Source organism: Delftia sp. WSY_22 (assembly GCF_043104185.1).
In the GTDB taxonomy this organism is placed as follows: domain Bacteria; phylum Pseudomonadota; class Gammaproteobacteria; order Burkholderiales; family Burkholderiaceae_C; genus Comamonas; species Comamonas tsuruhatensis.
Map to the genome: position 1 here is coordinate 1 of NZ_JBICKN010000049.1, position 16,626 is coordinate 16,626.

The window sequence follows — 16,626 nt, forward strand, 5'->3', positions numbered from 1 at the left end:
GTTCGCCGTGAAACTCTCTTCGCGCTGCGCGCTACGTTCAAACATCACGGCGAGTCAGATCACGAAGCAGTCCTGTCCTTCGGCAGGACTGCAACCCCGCAACCACCACGCCGCAGGCGCTGACATACGGGGAGTTGGCTCGGGCCTTCGCTTCGCTCGGCCCCGGTTTGAAGCCGAGCGGAGCGACGGCGCCGGCTGTCGGCTGTCGGCTGTTGGCCGTTGGCCGTTGGCCGTTGGCTGTTGGCTGTTGGCTGTTGGCTGTTGGCTGTTCCCCAGCCTCCCGCCTTCTGCCCACGCCTGCGTTGGGCGGGATGCGGGGTGGCAGCCCTGCCGAAGGACAGGGCTGCTTCGTCATCTGACTCGCCGTGATGTTTGAGTGAAGCGCGCAGCGCGTAACGAGTTTCACGGCGCACCCCGCATCCCGCCCAACGCAGGTCGCCCCGTAGCGAAGCGAAGGGGTCGTGGGCAGTGCGGGGCGCGCTTCTTTGCCTACTTTCTTATGGCCGGCACTCCGGTCGCGCGATAAGAAAGTAGGTCGGCCGCCGGGCCGAGACCCGGCCTCGAAAAGAAACCGCCCGGCAGGGACAAAAAACGGAACCCAAAGACCTACTCAGCCACCTGCCTCAACGTATCCATCACAGGCCTCCTCAACACCTCCCGCAACGCCCACCACCCCGCCATCCAGGCCAGCAAGGCCCCGGCAACAGCCCCCGCCAGCGGAGCCCACCAGGGCACGGTCCAGTTGAACTCGAACACCCAGCGCGCCAGGGCCCAGCCCACGGCACCGGCCGCGCAGCTGGCCAGGAAACCCGCCAGCAGGCCCACGCCGGCCAGCTCGGCGCGCTGCACCTGCGCCAGCAGCCGGGCCTGGGCACCGACGGCGCGCATGATGGCGTACTCGCGGGCGCGCTCCTCGCGCGTGGCGGTGACGGCGGCGAAGAGCACGACCAGGCCGGCTGCCAGGGTGAAGCCGAAGAGGAATTCCACCGCGCGTATCACCTGGTCCAGCACGCGCTGCACCTGGGCCAGCGTGGTGCTCAGGTCCACGTTGGTGATGTTGGGAAACTCGCGCACCAGGGCGTTGTCGAAGCCCGCCACGTCCGGCGCGCGGTAGGCGGCCAGGTAGCTGACGGCCACGTCGTCCAGGTGGTCCACGGGATAGATGACGAAGAAGTTGGCCCGCATCGATCCCCAGTCCACCTTGCGCAGGCTGGTGATGCGCGCCTCGCTGGGCACGCCGCCCACGTCGAAGCCCAGCGTGTCGCCGAGCTTGAGGCCCAGGGTCTCGGCAATGCCGTCCTCCACGCTGATCTCGCCCTTGGCGCCAGGCGTCCAGGTGCCCGCCGTGATCAGGTTGTGTGCGGGCGCCTGCGCCGTGGTGGAGAGGTTGAACTCCCGGTCCACCAGGCGCTTGGCACGGTCTTCGCTGAAGTCGTCGGGGCTGACCGGCTTGCCGTTGACGGTGACCAGACGCCCCCGGATCATGGGGAACCAGTCATAGGAGGTGACGCCAGCCTTGTCCAGCGCCGCGCGGAAACCGTCGGCCTGCTCGGGCTGCACGTTGATGACGAAGCGGTTGGGCGCATTGGCCGGCGTGGCCTGGCGCCAGCTGCCGATGAGGTCGGTGCGCAGCAGCACCAGCAGCATGAGCGCCAGCAGCCCCACGGCCAGGCTGCTGATCTGCACCACGGCATAGGCGGGGCGCGCGGCGATCTGGCGCGTGGCCAGCACCAGCCAGCGCGGCGCCGTGCTCTCGTGTACCAGGCGGCGCAGCACCTGCACGGCCAGCCAGCCCAGGGCCGCGAACAGCAGCACGGCCACGGCAAAGCCGCCCACGGCGATCAGGCCCAGCTTGATGTCGCGGCTGGCCGCCAGCAGCAAGGCCGCAAAGCCTGCCACGCCCACGGCCAGCACCACCACCGAGGCAGGCTTGAGCGCGCCCAGGTCGCGGCGCATGACGCGCAGCGGCGGCACGCGCGCCAGCTGCAGCACGGGCGGCAGGCCAAAGGCCAGCAGCAGGGTCAGCCCCATGCCCACGCCAAAGGCGGCAGGCCACAGGCCCGGTGCGGGCAAGGCGGTTTCCACCAGCCCGGCCAGCAGCAGCACGAAGACATGGTGGATGGCCCAGCCCAGCAGCACGCCCGCGGCGCTGGAGGCCAGGCCGACCAGCACGAACTCCACCGTGTAGGCGCCCGCGATGCGCCGCTGGCTCTGGCCCAGCACGCGCAGCATGGCCGAGGCGTCGAGGTGGCTGTTGGCAAAGCCGCGCGCAGCCAGGGCCACGGCCACGGCCGACAGCAGCGCCGCCAGCAGGGCGACCAGGCTCAGGAATTTCTCGGCGCGGTCCAGCGTCTGGCGCATCTCGGGGCGGCCGCTGTCCAGCGACTCCACGCGCACGCCATGCACGCCGGGCGCCTTGGCCTGCTGCTCGGCCCAGACGCGGTAGCGCTGCACGGCCGGCTCGGAGCCATCACCCGCGCCGGCCACGGCCAGGCGGTAGGTGATGCGGCTGGCCGGCTGCACCAGGCCTGTGGCGGCAAGGTCGGCGGAGGCGATCATCACGCGCGGCGCAAAGTTCATGAAGCCCGCACCCCGGTCAGGCTCGATGGAGATGATGCGCGCCACGCGCAGTTGGGCGTCGCCCAGCAGCAGCATGTCCCCCACGCCTATGCCCAGCGACTCCAGCAGCGGCGCATCGACCCAGGCCTCGCCCCGCGCCGGTATCTCGCGCGTGGCCCGGTCGGCCGCGCCGGGGGCATCGGCCACGCGCAGGCTGCCGCGCAGCGGATAGCCTTCGGGCACGCTCTTGAGCGCCACCAGGCGGCTCATGCCGCCTTGCGCGTCGCTGGCGCGCGCCATGGTCGGGAAGCTGGATGTCTCCAGGGCCTGCAGCCCTTCGGAGCGTGCGCGCTCGGCAAAGGCCGGCGCCGTGGGGTTGTCGCCGACCACGACCACGTCGCCGCCCAGCAGCTGGCGCGCATCGCGCTGCAGCCCCGCCTGCAGCCGGTCGGCAAAAAAGCCCACCGAACTGAGCGCGGCCACGGCCAGCATCACGGCGACGATCAACAGGCGCAACTCGCCCGCGCGCAGGTCGCGCCACAGGGTGCGCCAACCCAAGGTCCATGCAGAAGATCCATTCATGCCGCGCAGATTAGCGCAGGCGAAGATGGGCACCCGGGCGCCACGGCTATTGGCACGGCCGTTCAGAACGATTGGCCCAGCCGTTCAGAACATCAGCCGCAGGCCCAGGTCCAGCCCGAGCGCGCCGGCCGGCTGCATGCCGCCCGTGGTCAGGTAGCCGGGCTGGGGCAGGATGGCCGGGTTGCTGACCACCAGCGGCGTCACGCCCATCACGCCCGGGTTGTTGCGCCCGTTGCCCACGCTGATGCGCGACACCGTGGCGTACAGCGCCGTGCGTTTGGACAGCGGGTGCACATAGCCCAGGGCGAGCTTGTTCACCGAGGAATCGCCGTCGGCCAGGCCCTGGCCATTCCTGAACTGCACACGTGCATAGGAGGCGCGCAGCGCCCCCTGGCCCACGGGGATGTTCACGCCGGCCAGCACGCCCAGGTAGCGGTCGTTGATGGCGGCCAGCGTGCCGGCGTCGCGCCGCTCGTTGCGCACGCCGGACCATTCACCAAACAGCTTGACCGGGCCGAAGTCATAGGAGCCGCCCAGGTTCAGCGAGCGGATCTTTTCCGCGCCGGCGCCCGAGGTGCCCAGGGTGTTCTCGCCATAGCCCAGCGCCACATCGGCCGCCCCCATGGCCCAGCCGATGCGGGCACCCGCGTAGCGCCCCCGCTTCGAGCTGTTCTCGGGGAAGGCGTACATGGCCTGCCCGTAGACGCCGCCCAGGCCCGGCGGCAGGAAGTAGCCGATGGAGTTGCCTGCGCGCAGATAGGTGTCCGTGCCCGCCGACAGCCCGCCGCCCAGCAGGCCGCCCGTGGCCAGCGCGCGGGCGATGGCCAGGTTGCTGTTGACCACGGCGATCAGGTTGGTGCCCACGCCGTTGACGGTGAAGGGGTCGAAGGCCCAGTCGTTCAGAAACGAAGGCGTGTGATCGCGCCCCATGCGCAGCTCGCCCAGGCGGCCGGACAGGCTGATGGTGGCGCGCCGCCCGAAGTTGAGCGCGCCGCCGCCCGTGTCATTGGCCACCGGCGCCTCCAGCCACAGGCCGGCCATGAGGCCGCCGCCCAGGTCCTCGCTGGCGCGTATGCCGATGCGGCTGGCCAGGTTGCCCGAAGGCGACAGCGCCCAGGTGCTTTGCCGCGCCGAGCGCGCGGGGCCCGCGTCCCAGGAATCGCTGCGCACGCTGTAGCGGCTGATGCCGGCGTCCATCACGCCGAACAGCGTGACCGAGGTGGGCGCCTGGGCGGCGGCCGCGCCTGCCAGACACAGCAGGCCCAGCGCGTGCAGGCCGCAGGGATGGGGGTGAAGTCGGGGCATGGGGGTCTCCTGTTCATCGTGGGGGCTGGCGCGGTCCTGCGCCACGAATCGACTCTAGGAACGCCATCGCGCCGCTTCTTGGCAGTTCATGCCAACGGCTTTGCAATTCACGACATGCGCGGGTTGCCCTGGTCAGGGTTGCCATGGATTTGTCCCAACAAGGCAAATGCCTGTCCCCCAATGGCAAGTCCCGGGAACGCGGGCTTTCGATACTGGATGCCAGAACACGGAACAAGGAGACACGGATATGAGACTGCCCCACGCCATCGCCACGCTGCTCGCGGGCTGCGCCATCACCATCGCCATCGCCGGTACGGCCTGGAGCCGCCAGCCGCTCAGGCTCATCGTGCCCGCACCGCCGGGCGGCACCATGGACATCGTGGCGCGCGTCGTGGGCCAGCAGCTCGCGTCTGAAACAGGCCAGGCCGTGGTGATAGACAACCGCCCGGGCGCAGGCGGCCTGCTGGGCATGCAGACCCTGCTGCAGGCGCCCGCCGACGGGCAGACGCTGCTGGTGGGCGCAAGCAATCTGCTGGCCGAGATCCCCCATGTGATCAAGATGCCGTTCGATCCGCTCAAGGACCTGGTGCCCCTGGCCTCGCTGGCCCGCTCGGGCGTGGTGCTGGTGGCCGGGGCCAGCCAGCCCGCCCAGGACATGCAGGAGCTGCTCGCGCAGCTCAAGGCACGCAAAGGCCAGACCAGCTTTGCCAGCTACAGCCCCGGCACCGTGTCGCACTACGCCGGCCTGATCCTCAGCGACAAGGCGGGCCTGGACCTGCAGCACGTGGGCTACGCGGGCTCGCCGCCGGCCGTGCAGGCCCTGCTGGGCGGCCAGGTGGACGTCATGTTCGACGGCATGCTGACCTCGGTGCCCCTGATCAGGGCCGGCAAGCTGCGTGCCTACGCGTTTTCCGGCCCCCGGCGTTCGCGCCACCTGCCCCAGGTGCCGACCACCGCCGAACTCGGCTACCCCGAGCTGCAGTTTCGCGGCTGGGTGGGCCTGATCGTGCCGGCCCGCCTGCCGCCCGAAACCATGGAACGCCTGCGCGCCGCCATCGGGAAAGCGGCCAGCGCGCCGGCCGTGCAGCAAAAACTCTCCGACGTGGGGCTGGAGCCCGAGGTGCTCACCGACACCGCCGCGCTGCAGCGCGAGACACGCCAGATGTCCGAGCGCAACGCCGGCATCGTGAAGAAATACCAGATCACCGCGAACTGACTTCCAGGGAAACACCGACCATGCAGATCCGACAGATCACCCCCGCCATCGGCGCCGAAATCTCCGGCGTCCATCTCGGCGATGCCGCACGCGACGCCGCACTGTTCGCGGACATCCGCGCCGCGCTGCTGACCCATCGCGTGCTGTTCTTCCGGGACCAGGACATCACGCGCGCCGAACATGTGGCCTTTGCCAGCCGCTTCGGCCCACTGGAGGACCATCCCGTGGCAGGCAGCGATCCCGAGCACCCTGGCCTGGTGCGCATCTACCGCAGCGACGATCCGCACAGCTACGAAAACACCTGGCACTGCGATGGCCTGTGGCGCCCCAACCCGGCCATGGGCGCGGTGCTGCGCTGCATAGAGTGCCCGCCGATCGGCGGCGACACCATCTGGGTCAACATGGTCAAGGCCTACGAGGAGCTGCCCGAGAGCATCAAGCGCAGCATCGACGGCCTGCGCGCCAAGGCCGGCATAGAGCACAACTTCGGTGCCGTGATGGCGCCCGAGGCGCGCGCGCGGCTGGCCGGCGAGCACCCGCCCGTGGAGCATCCCGTGGTGCGCACCCACCCCGAGACCGGCGAGAAGCTGCTGTTCGTGGGCGCGGGCTTCAGCACCCACTTCGTCAACTACAGCACGCCCGAGAACGTGCGCCACGGCATAGACAAGGCGCCCGGCGCCGCGCTGCTGATGAACTACCTGATCAGCCGCGCCACGATTCCCGAATACCAGGTGCGCTGGTCCTGGAAGCCCGGCGACGTGGCCGTCTGGGACAACCGCAGCACCCAGCACTACGCGCTCAACGACTACTACCCGGCGCCCCGCCGCATGGAGCGCGCGGGCATCGTCGGCGACATCCCGCGCTGAGGCCCTGCACAGACTCTTTCCACACCCCCCCTCACCCCCACCCACCGGAGCGTCCCATGAATTTTCTCGATGGCCACCTGTTCCCCGAAAACCAGCAGCCCCTGATCATCACGGCGGCCCCCTATGCGCCGGGCTGGCTGCCCGGCGATTTCCCCGAAGACATTCCCGTGACCATGGACGAGCAGATCCAGAAGGCCGTGGACTGCTACAACGCCGGCGCCACCGTGCTGCACCTGCATGTGCGCGAGCTGGACGGCAAAGGCAGCAAGCGTTTGTCGAAGTTCAACGAGCTGATCGCCGGCGTGCGTGCGCGCGTGCCCGAGATGATCATCCAGGTGGGCGGATCGATCAGCTTTGCTCCCGAGACGGACGGCGCGGCCGCCAAGTGGCTGTCCGACGACACGCGCCACATGCTGGCCGAGCTGGAGCCCGTGCCCGACCAGGTCACGGTGACCGTCAATACCTCGCAGATGAACGTGACGGAGCAGGCCGAGGACGCGGACTTCAGGGGCACCTCGCGCGAGAATCCCGCCATCTTCGACGCCTACAAGGAGATGACCGTGCCCGCCCAGCCCGGCTGGGCCGAGGAGCACATCCGGCGCCTGTCCGCCGCCGGCATCCAGAGCGCCTTCCAGTGCTACAACATCAACAGCTTCGAGTCGGTGGAGCGGCTCATGCGCCGCGGCATCTACAAGGGCCCCCTGGTGATGAACTGGGTGGCGATCGGCGGCGGCATGGACGCGCCCAGCATCTACAGCCTGGCCCACTTCGTGCGCGCCGTGCCCGACGGCGCCGTGCTCACCGTGGAAAGCAATGTGCGCAACGTGCTGCCCGTGAACATGATGGGCATCGCCATGGGCCTGCACGTGCGCTGCGGCACCGAGGACTGCCTGTGGAACCAGTCGCGCAGCGCCAAGGCCAGCACGGTCTCCCAGATCGAACAGCTGGTACGCATCGCGCGCGAGTTCGGCCGCCCCATCGCCACGGCGCAACAGGCGCGCGCCATCAGCAAGATTGGCGTGTTCTACGACACCCCCGAAGAGACATTGGCGGCCAACGGCTTCGCGCCCAACCGCAACGGCGGCAACCAGGGATTTCTGCGCAAGACCGCCTGACGCACTAGGCCTCGCCAACCCGTCCCTGCCCCCGCCTGCGCCAGTCCGAGACGCTGGCGCCGAAAGCGGCCCGGAACCAGTGGCAAAAGCCGCTGGGCGCGGCAAACCCCAGCAGGCCCGCCACCTCGCCCAGGGGCTGGCCACCGTCTTGCAGATGGCGCAGCACCAGTTCCCTGCGGAGGGTGTCGAGCAGTGCCGAGAAAGTCTGCCCCTCCGCAAGCAGGCGGCGGTGCAGCGTGCGGCGGTCCATTCCCAGGTGGCGCGCCACCTGCTGGGCCGTGCAGCGGCCGCCCGGCAGCAATGCAATGATCAGCTCCCTGCAGGCCGCCTGCATGCCTTCGCCCCGGCTGCGCAGCGCCTGCTCCAGATGGCTTCGCGCAAAGCGCGCAACGCCCGAGCCCTGCGCCTGGCCGCATTCGCGCAGCAGTTGCAGATCCGCCAGGCGGCAGACCATGCCGTTGAAAGGCTGGTCAAACAAAGGGGTCACGCCGAAGAAGGCACGGTGGGCCGATGCATCGGCCGGTGCGCGGTGTACGAAGCTGACCTGCTGCGGGCGCCACTGGGCGCCGATCAGCTCGCGCAGCACGCGAAACATCACGCCCACCGCCAGCTCCATGGACTGGCGCATGGCCATGCCCGCGATGGGCACCAGGTCCTGGCGCACCAGCACCCCGGAGCCCGCGTCCTCGATGCGTACGAACATGCCCGCACTCAGCAGCTTGAGGTAGCGGCACAGGGTGTCCAGCGCCTGGCGCGGCGTGGGCTCTTGCTGCAGCACAAGGCTGATGGGGCCCAGGTGGGACAGGCTGCGCCGCGCCGCCAGGCGCAGCGCGAAATCCTGCGTTCCCGTGGTGCGCGCGGCCACCTCCAGCAGCTCGCGCACGGCATGGATGGGAATCAGCGTTTCCGGGTCGTCGAGCAGGCGCGCCGACAGTCCCGCCGCGCGCACAAGGACGGCGGGATCATGGCCCAGGCTTTTCACCAGGTCGGCATAGCCATGCAGGCTGGCACTGCGGATAAGGCCGCAGGTGACGGGCCTGCGGCCTGCGGCCACGGTGCCGAAGGCATGGAGCGCAGGGGTCTGCATGGCAGGTCCATTTCAGGGAATCAGCACCGTCGCGCCCGTGGTGCGGCGCGACTCCAGCGCCTGGTGCGCCTGGGCCGCATCGGCCAGCGCAAAGCTTTGCTGGGGCTCGCTGGCGATGCGCCCGGCCAGCACATGGTCGAACAGCTCGCGCGCCATCTCCAGCATGTGGGCGCGCGGCTGGATGTAGTGCACCATCGCGGGCCGCGTCATCCAGATCGATCCCTTGGAGGCCAGCAACTGGGAGTCCACCACCACCGAGCCCGACGAGGTGCCGTTGCTGATCAGCCGGCCGCGCGGCTGCAGGCAGTCCAGCGAATCCATGAGCGTGTCCTTGCCCACCGAGTCATAGACCACGGGCACGCCCTTGCCGCCCGTGATCTCCATCACGCGAGCGACGGTGTTCTCGCGCGAGGTCACGATGACGTGGGCGCAACCGTTGGCGCGCGCGGCGGCGGCCTTCTCGTCGGTGCTCACCGTGCCGATCATGGTCACGCCCAGGGCACGCGCCCACTGGCAGGCGATCAGCCCCACGCCTCCGGCCGCCGCGTGGTAGAGGATGGTTTCGCCCCCCTGCAGCGGATGGACCTGGCGGAACAGGTACTGCGCCGTCATGCCCTTCATCATCAGCGTGGCCGCAGTGCGGTCGCTGATGCCGTCGGGCAGCGGGATCAGCACATCGGCCGGCATCACGCGCACATCGCTGTAGGCGCCCTGCGGGCCCATCAGGTAGCCCACGCGGTCGCCGGGCCGCACTTCGGTCACGCCCTCCCCCACGGCCTCGACCACGCCCACGGCGTCCGAGCCCAGGCCGTTGGGCAGGGCCAGCGGATAGCGGCCCGTGCGGAAATAGATGTCGATGAAGTTGACGGCGATGAAGCTGTGGCGCACGCGCGCCTGGCCGGGTCCCGGCGCACCGGCCTCGGCATGCTCCAGCCTGAGCACCTCGGGGCCGCCGGTGGTATGAAAGCGTATGGCCTTTGCCATGGAGTCTCCTTGTGTAGCGCCTGGGTGGGGCGCCCTGCATCAGTTGAGCCGGATGTCGAAGTTCCGGACGATCTCGGCATTGCGCTCGAACTCGGCGCGCAGGTCGGTGGACATCTGCTCCAGCGAGCGATCGCCTTCGACGGGCTCGAAGCCCGTGCCCGCATAGCGTTCGCGCACGGCCTTGCGGGCGTTGACCCGGGCCAGCGCGCCGTGGATCTTCTCCAGCAGCGGGCGCGGCGTCTGCGCCGAGGCGAACACGCCGCTCCAGTTGCTGAAATCCACCTCGGGGTAGCCCAGCTCGGCCAGCGTGGGCACCTGCGGGTAGTCGGGCAGCCGGCTCTTGTAGGCCACGGCCAGCAGCCTGACCTTGCCGCCCGCGATCAGCGGCTTGGAGGTGACCGATCCGTCGAACATCAGCGGGATCTGGTTGCCCATGACCTGGGCCAGCGCGGGCGCCGAGCCCGGGAAGGCCACATGCTCCATGTCCAGGTGGGCCCTTCTGTTGAGGATGGCGCCCGCGTACTGCGAGGCCGTGCCCTGGCTGTACGAGGCGAACGACAGCGTGCCCGGGTGGGCCTTCACGTAGGCGATGGCCTCGGCCCCGTCGCGCGCGGGAAACTGCGGCGAGGCGATGAACAGCATCACCGAGCGCGCCATCTGCGCCACGGGCCGCACGTCCCTCATGGGGTCGAAGCCGACCTTGAGCACATGGGGCACCTCGGTGAGGATGTTGGTCACCGTCACCAGCAGCGTGCTGCCGTCGGCCGGCTGGGACAGCATGTGCTTGACGGCGATGGCGCCACCGGCACCGGGCCGGTTCTCGACGATGACGGGCTGGCGTATCTCCTGCGCCAGCTGGTCGCTGATGATGCGCGCGAACACATCGATGGTGCCGCCGGGCGGCGCCGGCACGATGAGCCGGACCGGCTTGTCGCCGAAGGCGTGGGCGCCACCGGCCAGCAGCGAGGCGGCCAGGGCGATGGCCGTCCAGGGGGGCATGCGTTGCATCATGGGCTCCCGGTTCAGGCGGCCTTGCGCAGAAATCCCTGCTGGGCGCCGTTGCGGTTGGGCGCGAAGCCATTGGCCGCCAGCGTCTCGTCCACGGTGCCGTAGAACTGGCCGATCCGGCAGATCTCCCGCGCCTGCTGCGCCGTGGCGATGGGGCGGCCGAACTCGCCTGCGATGCGCACCAGCTGCTCGATCTGCGCCACCGTGCCCATCTTGGCCGTGCGGCGCTGGTTCCAGAGGTTGTCCTCGGTACCGCAGCGCACATGCAGCCCCATGGCGATGCCCATCATGTTCACGGGCAGCACGTTGAGCACCGAGCTTTCCACGGTGAGCACGGCGCCATCGGGCACGGCGCGCACGAAGTTGGCCAGGCTGTAGATGCTGGGCGCGTCCATGCCGCCGCCGATCGCCACCCAGTTCATCACCAGCGGGCCCTTGTAGATGCCGCGGCGCATGAGCCGCTCCACGGACTCGAAGCTGTTGATGTTGTAGCACTGGAAGGCGCTCTGGATGCCGGCGGCCGACAGGCGCCGGATGTGCTCCTCGGCCCAGCCGGGCTGGGCGGGCACGGTCATCTCCCTGTAGGCATTGAAGACGGCCGGGTCCTCCATGGAGGTGCCGCGTATGTCGCGCGCATCGAACTGCTCCAGGAAATTCATCTGCGAGGTATTGATGGTCACCGTGACCTGGTCGGGCACGGGCTCCAACTCGGCCAGCATGTGGCGCGTGTCGTCGGACAGCCACTTGGCGGCCGCGCCGTCCGTCTCGGGAGCAAAGCTGATCGATCCGCCCACCTGGATGATCATCTCGGGCACACGCGCACGCACGCCGGCGATCAGCTCGTTGAACTTCGACAAACGCTTGCTGCCTTTGCCATCGAGCTCGCGCACATGCAGGTGCAGCACGGTGGCGCCGGCGTTGTAGCAGTCCACGGCCTTCTGGATCTGCTCGTCCATGGTCACGGCGATCTCGCCGGGAAAGTCCGAGGGCAGCCACGAGGGCGCATAGGGCGCGGCCGTGATGATCAGGGGCTGCTGGTTTTCGGGGAACAGGTGGCCGTCGAGAAAGTTCATGGCGTGTCTCCTTGTGTCGTGATCGTGGTTCAGAAGGTCGGCGTGCCGACGATGCCCGCGCGCTCCATCTTCCGGTGGCTGGGCGGGTAGTCCATGGCCGCGTAGTGCTGGGTGGCGCGGTTGTCCCAGATCGCCACGCTGCCCGGCCGCCAGCGCCAGCGCACCTGGTACTCGGGGATGGCAGCCTGGCCGATCAGGTACTGCAGCAGGCCGGAGGCGCCCTGCGTGAAGTCCTGGCCCACGCGCACATTGGCGGGCGTATGGAAATTGGTGAAATGCGTGGTGAAGCCGTTCACGAACAGCACCTTCTCGCCGGTCTCGGGATGGGTGCGCACCACGGGATGCTCGGCATCGGGGTACTGGGCCTTGAGCGCCAGCCGCCTTTCGATGGGCATGGCCGCACCGAACGTGCATTCGATGCTGTGGCGCGCGCGCAGCGGCGCGATCAGCGCCTTGACGGCGTCCGGCAGGCGTTCGTAGGCCAGCGCCATGTTGGCCCACAGGGTGTCGCCGCCCACGGGCGGGCATTCCACGCAGTGCAGCACGCAGCCCATGGGCGGCGCCTCGCGCCAGGTGGCGTCGCAGTGCCAGGAATTCTCGTAGCGGTCGTTGGGCTGCTCGGGCGTCCTGTAGATGCGCACCAGGCCCGGATGCTCGGGGTCGCTGCCGGCCACCGGATGGTCCTCCAGCTCGCCGAAGCGCCGCGCAAAGGCCACGTGCTCGGCGCGCGCCAGGCCCTGGTCGCGCAGGAACAGCACCTTGTGGCGCAGCAGCGCTGCCCGGATCTCCGAGAAAAGCGCGTCGTCGCGCACCGCGTCGGCCAGCCGCACGCCGAGCAATTCGGCGCCGATGGCGCATGTCATGGGCTCTATGCGCATGCCTGTCTCCTGTCATTGTTGTGAAGGCCCGTGGCGGCACGGTCCGCCCGGCGTGGGGCCGGTCTCTGCAATGTAGGAAAACCCGGTTCCGCGGACTATGCAAGCCATGCCATCCTCTTTGCATTTCGTGCCACCAGGCCACGGACTGACAGGAGGGCAAGCATGGTCACCATGGTGCGCGCGGCGGCCTTGACCCATTTTTCGGACGTCATGCGCGAACTGGGCGGCGACCCCGACAAGGCACTGCGCCAGGCCGGCCTGCGGCCCGCGCTGCTGCGCGAGCAGGACCAGCTGATCGACGTGGCCATCGTCGCGCGCCTGCTGGAAGACGCGGCCCAGTCCACGGGCTGCGAGTCCCTGGGCCTGCGCATGGCCCGGCACCGCCAGCTGTCGAGCTTCGGCGCCGTGAGCCTGCTGCTGCAGCACCAGCCCACGCTGCGCCATGCGCTGGACACGCTGGTCGCGCACATGCACCTGGTCAACGAATCGCTGCTGATCCACCTGGAGGATGCAGGGGGCATCGTCATCCTGCGCGAGGACTTCGTCCTGCACGGCGCCATGCGCCAGTCCGTGGAACTGGCCATGGGCGTGCTGTGGCGCATGTGCGAGGCATTGCTGCGCGAGCGCTGGCGGCCGCAGGGCGTCAGCTTCAGCCACGCGCCACCGGCCGACCTGTCCGAGCACCGCCGCATGTTCCGCTGCCGCATCACGTTCGGCGCCGAGTTCAACGGCATCGCCTGCCGCGCCGCCGACCTGGACGAGCCCAACCCGCTCGCCGATCCCGCGCTGGCGCGCTATGCGCTGCGGCTGGTGGAGGCCATGCCGGCCCACCGTGCCGCCTCCGTGGGGCACCAGGCGCGCCGGGTCATCTACCTGCTGCTGCCCTCGGGCAACGCCACCTGCGCAGGCGTGGCGCAGGGCATGGGGCGCAGCCTGCGCACGCTGCAGCGTGAACTGGACCGCGAGGGCCTGAGCTTCAGCGAGCTGCTGACCGAAGTGCGCCACGAACTGGCCCTGCGCTACCTGGACCATCCCCACTACAGCGTGGGCCAGATCGCGTCCATGCTCGGCTATGCCAGCCACAGCGCCTTCACGCGCTGGTTCGCTGCGCAATTCGGTTGCGCGCCCGAGGCCTGGCGCAGCCGCGCGCAGGGACTGCCTCGCGCCTGAAGCACCGGGCGTTCCTGGCGGACCTGGCGCACTTGATCGCACTTGACGCACCACCACGGCGCACCCCGCCCCTGCGCGGTGCGGCGGGCGCATTGCGGTGCACGCTGTCTGCGCACCAGGCAGCGTGCACCACGGGCAGGCACCGCGCAGCGGTGCTGGCACGGCACTTGCATTGGCAGCCCTGACCCGCCGGCCCTGGCCTGCGGCCCGCAAAACACTGGATGCGCAACGCAGGACGCCAGATGAACATCGTTGTGATCGGCCACGGCATGGTGGGCCACAAATTTCTCGAGCAGCTGCATGCCCTGGGCGTGGCAGACGCGAACGTCACTGTGCTGTGCGAGGAGCCGCGCGCCGCCTACGACCGTGTTCACCTGTCGGAATTCTTCTCCGGCAAGAGCGCCGAGGACCTGAGCCTGGTGGCGCCCGGCTTCTTCGAGGCCAGCGGCTTCACGCTGCGCCTGGCGGCCAGGGCGGCAGCCGTGGAGCGGCGCGAGCGCACCGTGACCACGGCCGATGGCGAAGTCATCCCCTACGACAGGCTGGTGCTGGCCACGGGCTCGGCGCCCTTCGTGCCGCCCGTGCCGGGGCGCGACCGGCCGCACTGCTTTGTCTACCGCACCATCGAGGACCTGGAGGCCATGCAGGCATCGGCCGCGCGCTCCAGAACCGGCGTGGTGGTGGGCGGCGGCCTGCTGGGCCTGGAATGCGCCAAGGCCCTGCGCGACCTGGGCCTGGAGACCCATGTGGTGGAGTTCGCCCCGCGCCTGATGGCCGTGCAGGTGGACGACGGCGGCGGCCGCGTGCTGCGCAGCAAGATCGAGGACCTGGGCGTGCAGGTGCACACGGGCCGCAATACGCTGGAGATCACCGACGGCGCCACGGCGCGCCACCGCATGGTGTTTGCCGACGGCACGCACCTGGAAACCGACATGATCGTCTTCTCCGCCGGTATCCGCCCGCGCGACGAGATCGCCCGCCAATGCGCCCTGGCCATAGGCCCGCGCGGCGGCGTGGCCGTGGACGACCATTGCCGCACCAGCGACCGCAGCGTCTACGCCATTGGCGAATGCGCCTCCTGGCGCGAGCAGACCTTCGGCCTGGTGGCACCCGGCTACGACATGGCGCGCGTGGCGGCACGCCACATCGCGGGCGAGGCCGAGGCCGCCTTCGGTGGGGCCGATCTCAGCACCAAGCTCAAGCTCATGGGCGTGGATGTGGCCAGCATCGGCGACGCCCAGGGCAAGACGCCGCGCAGCCGCAATTACCAGTTCATCGACGAGCGCAAGCAGGTCTACAAGAAGATCGTGGTCAGCGAGGACGGCCGCCAGCTCCTGGGCGCCGTGCTGGTGGGCAATGCCGACGAATACGGCACGCTGCTGCAGATGACGCTCAACAGCATCGCGCTGCCCGAAGAGCCCGAGTTCCTCATCCTGCCCTCCAGCGACGGCAAGGCCAGGCCCGGCCTGGGCGTGGACGCCCTGCCCGGCACGGCGCAGATCTGCTCGTGCAACAACGTCACCAAGGCGCAGATCTGCGCGGCCGTGGGCGAAGGCGCCTGCACCATGGCCGAGCTCAAGGCCTGCACCCAGGCCGGCGCCACCTGCGGCGGCTGCGTGCCCCTGGCCACCCAGGTCATGAAGGCCGAGATGGCCCGGCGCGGCATGGCCGTCAACAACCATGTCTGCGAGCATTTCCCGCACTCTCGCCAGGAGCTGTACCACCTGGTGCGCGTGGGCGGCATCAAGACCTTCGACGAGCTGCTGCACCGCCACGGCAAGGGCCTGGGCTGCGATGTCTGCAAGCCGCTGGCGGCCAGCATCCTGGCCTCGTGCTGGAACGAGTTCGTGCTGCAGCCGCAGCTGGCCAGCCTGCAGGACAGCAACGACTACTACCTGGGCAACATCCAGAAGGACGGCAGCTACTCCGTGGTGCCGCGCATGCCCGGCGGCGAAGTCACGCCGGACGGCCTGATCGCCGTCGGCCAGGTGGCCAAGAAATACGGCCTGTACACCAAGCTCACGGGCGGCGCCCGCGTGGACCTGTTCGGCGCGCGCGTGGAGCAGTTGCCACTGATCTGGGAGGAGCTGATCGCGGCCGGCTTCGAGTCCGGCCATGCCTACGGCAAGTCGCTGCGCACCGTCAAAAGCTGCGTGGGCTCCACCTGGTGCCGCTACGGCGTGGACGACAGCGTGGGCCTGGCCGTGCAGCTGGAAAACCGCTACAAGGGCCTGCGCGCGCCGCACAAGATCAAGTTCGGCGTCTCGGGCTGCACGCGCGAATGCGCCGAGGCCCAGGGCAAGGACGTGGGCGTGATCGCCACCGACAAGGGCTGGAACCTCTACGTCTGCGGCAACGGCGGCATGAAGCCGCGCCATGCCGAACTGATCGCCTCCGACCTGTCCAAGGACAGGCTGCTGCAGCTCATCGACCGCTTCCTGATGTTCTACGTGCGCACGGCCGACCGCCTGCAGCGCACCAGCACCTGGCGCGAAAACCTGGAAGGCGGCCTGGACTACCTCAAGGACGTGGTGGTCAACGACAGCCTGGGCCTGGGCGCCGAACTCGAGGCCCAGATGCAGCATGTGGTGGACACCTACCAGTGCGAGTGGAAGACCGCCGTCACCACGCCCGAAGTGCGCCAGCGCTTTCGCAGCTTCATCAACAGCGACCAGCCCGACGAGCACATCGTCTTCGTGCAGGAGCGCGGCCAGATCCGCCCGGCGCGCGCCGAGGAGCGCAGCGAGGCCACGGCCTGATCCATGCCTGAACCCGGCCCGCAC

At 69.5% G+C, this 16,626-nt stretch carries 12 protein-coding genes; 5 read left to right on the plus strand and 7 right to left on the minus strand.

What is annotated here, in order from left to right:
• Positions 1-606: 606 nt before the first annotated feature.
• Both ACF8NF_RS21465 and ACF8NF_RS21470 read right to left on the minus strand, forming a co-directional pair.
• Positions 607-3,141, minus strand: coding sequence for an ABC transporter permease (locus ACF8NF_RS21465; protein ID WP_133072775.1), 2,535 nt, complete (start codon positions 3,139-3,141; stop codon positions 607-609).
• Positions 3,142-3,225: 84 nt separating this feature from the next.
• The gene (locus ACF8NF_RS21470; RefSeq protein WP_043781105.1) at positions 3,226-4,446 is read right to left on the minus strand and encodes a porin; all 1,221 of its coding nucleotides are present in this window, start codon (positions 4,444-4,446) and stop codon (positions 3,226-3,228) included.
• A 247-nt stretch (positions 4,447-4,693) separates the two neighbouring features.
• Here ACF8NF_RS21470 and ACF8NF_RS21475 point away from each other — a divergent pair, with 247 nt between their 5' ends.
• Genes ACF8NF_RS21475 through ACF8NF_RS21485 form a run of 3 tightly spaced genes read left to right on the plus strand, consistent with a single transcriptional unit; the run spans position 4,694 to position 7,643 of the window.
• Positions 4,694-5,662 (plus strand): tripartite tricarboxylate transporter substrate binding protein, encoded by a 969-nt coding sequence (locus ACF8NF_RS21475; protein WP_046240894.1) that lies wholly within the window; start codon positions 4,694-4,696, stop codon positions 5,660-5,662.
• A 20-nt stretch (positions 5,663-5,682) separates the two neighbouring features.
• The gene (locus tag ACF8NF_RS21480; protein WP_392451244.1) at positions 5,683-6,528 is read left to right on the plus strand and encodes a TauD/TfdA dioxygenase family protein; all 846 of its coding nucleotides are present in this window, start codon (positions 5,683-5,685) and stop codon (positions 6,526-6,528) included.
• 56 nt (positions 6,529-6,584) lie between these two features.
• On the plus strand, positions 6,585-7,643 hold the full coding sequence (locus tag ACF8NF_RS21485; RefSeq protein WP_252653118.1) for a 3-keto-5-aminohexanoate cleavage protein: 1,059 nt from the start codon (positions 6,585-6,587) through the stop codon (positions 7,641-7,643).
• A 4-nt stretch (positions 7,644-7,647) separates the two neighbouring features.
• On the opposite strand, the gene ACF8NF_RS21490 is transcribed toward ACF8NF_RS21485, so the two are convergent.
• The 5 genes from ACF8NF_RS21490 to ACF8NF_RS21510 are packed head-to-tail and all read right to left on the minus strand — an operon-like array spanning position 7,648 to position 12,673.
• Positions 7,648-8,730, minus strand: coding sequence for an AraC family transcriptional regulator (locus ACF8NF_RS21490; RefSeq protein ID WP_151019813.1), 1,083 nt, complete (start codon positions 8,728-8,730; stop codon positions 7,648-7,650).
• 12 nt (positions 8,731-8,742) lie between these two features.
• Positions 8,743-9,714, minus strand: coding sequence for a quinone oxidoreductase (locus ACF8NF_RS21495; RefSeq protein WP_046240897.1), 972 nt, complete (start codon positions 9,712-9,714; stop codon positions 8,743-8,745).
• A gap of 39 nt (positions 9,715-9,753) precedes the next feature.
• On the minus strand, positions 9,754-10,722 hold the full coding sequence (locus tag ACF8NF_RS21500) for a tripartite tricarboxylate transporter substrate binding protein (protein ID WP_046240910.1): 969 nt from the start codon (positions 10,720-10,722) through the stop codon (positions 9,754-9,756).
• Between the two features lie 14 nt (positions 10,723-10,736).
• Positions 10,737-11,795, minus strand: coding sequence for a 3-keto-5-aminohexanoate cleavage protein (locus ACF8NF_RS21505; RefSeq protein ID WP_012203932.1), 1,059 nt, complete (start codon positions 11,793-11,795; stop codon positions 10,737-10,739).
• A gap of 29 nt (positions 11,796-11,824) precedes the next feature.
• A complete protein-coding gene (locus ACF8NF_RS21510) occupies positions 11,825-12,673 on the minus strand; it encodes a TauD/TfdA family dioxygenase (RefSeq protein WP_016450062.1) in 849 nt (282 codons plus the stop codon).
• Between the two features lie 162 nt (positions 12,674-12,835).
• Here ACF8NF_RS21510 and ACF8NF_RS21515 point away from each other — a divergent pair, with 162 nt between their 5' ends.
• Together ACF8NF_RS21515 and nirB are read left to right on the plus strand one after the other, a co-directional pair.
• Positions 12,836-13,843, plus strand: a complete 1,008-nt coding sequence (locus ACF8NF_RS21515; RefSeq protein WP_047325970.1) for an AraC family transcriptional regulator — start codon at positions 12,836-12,838, stop codon at positions 13,841-13,843.
• Between the two features lie 242 nt (positions 13,844-14,085).
• Positions 14,086-16,602 carry a nitrite reductase large subunit NirB gene (nirB, locus tag ACF8NF_RS21520; RefSeq protein WP_392451245.1) on the plus strand — a complete coding sequence of 839 codons (2,517 nt, stop codon included), beginning with the start codon at positions 14,086-14,088 and terminating at the stop codon, positions 16,600-16,602.
• The last annotated feature ends 24 nt before the right edge of the window (positions 16,603-16,626 follow it).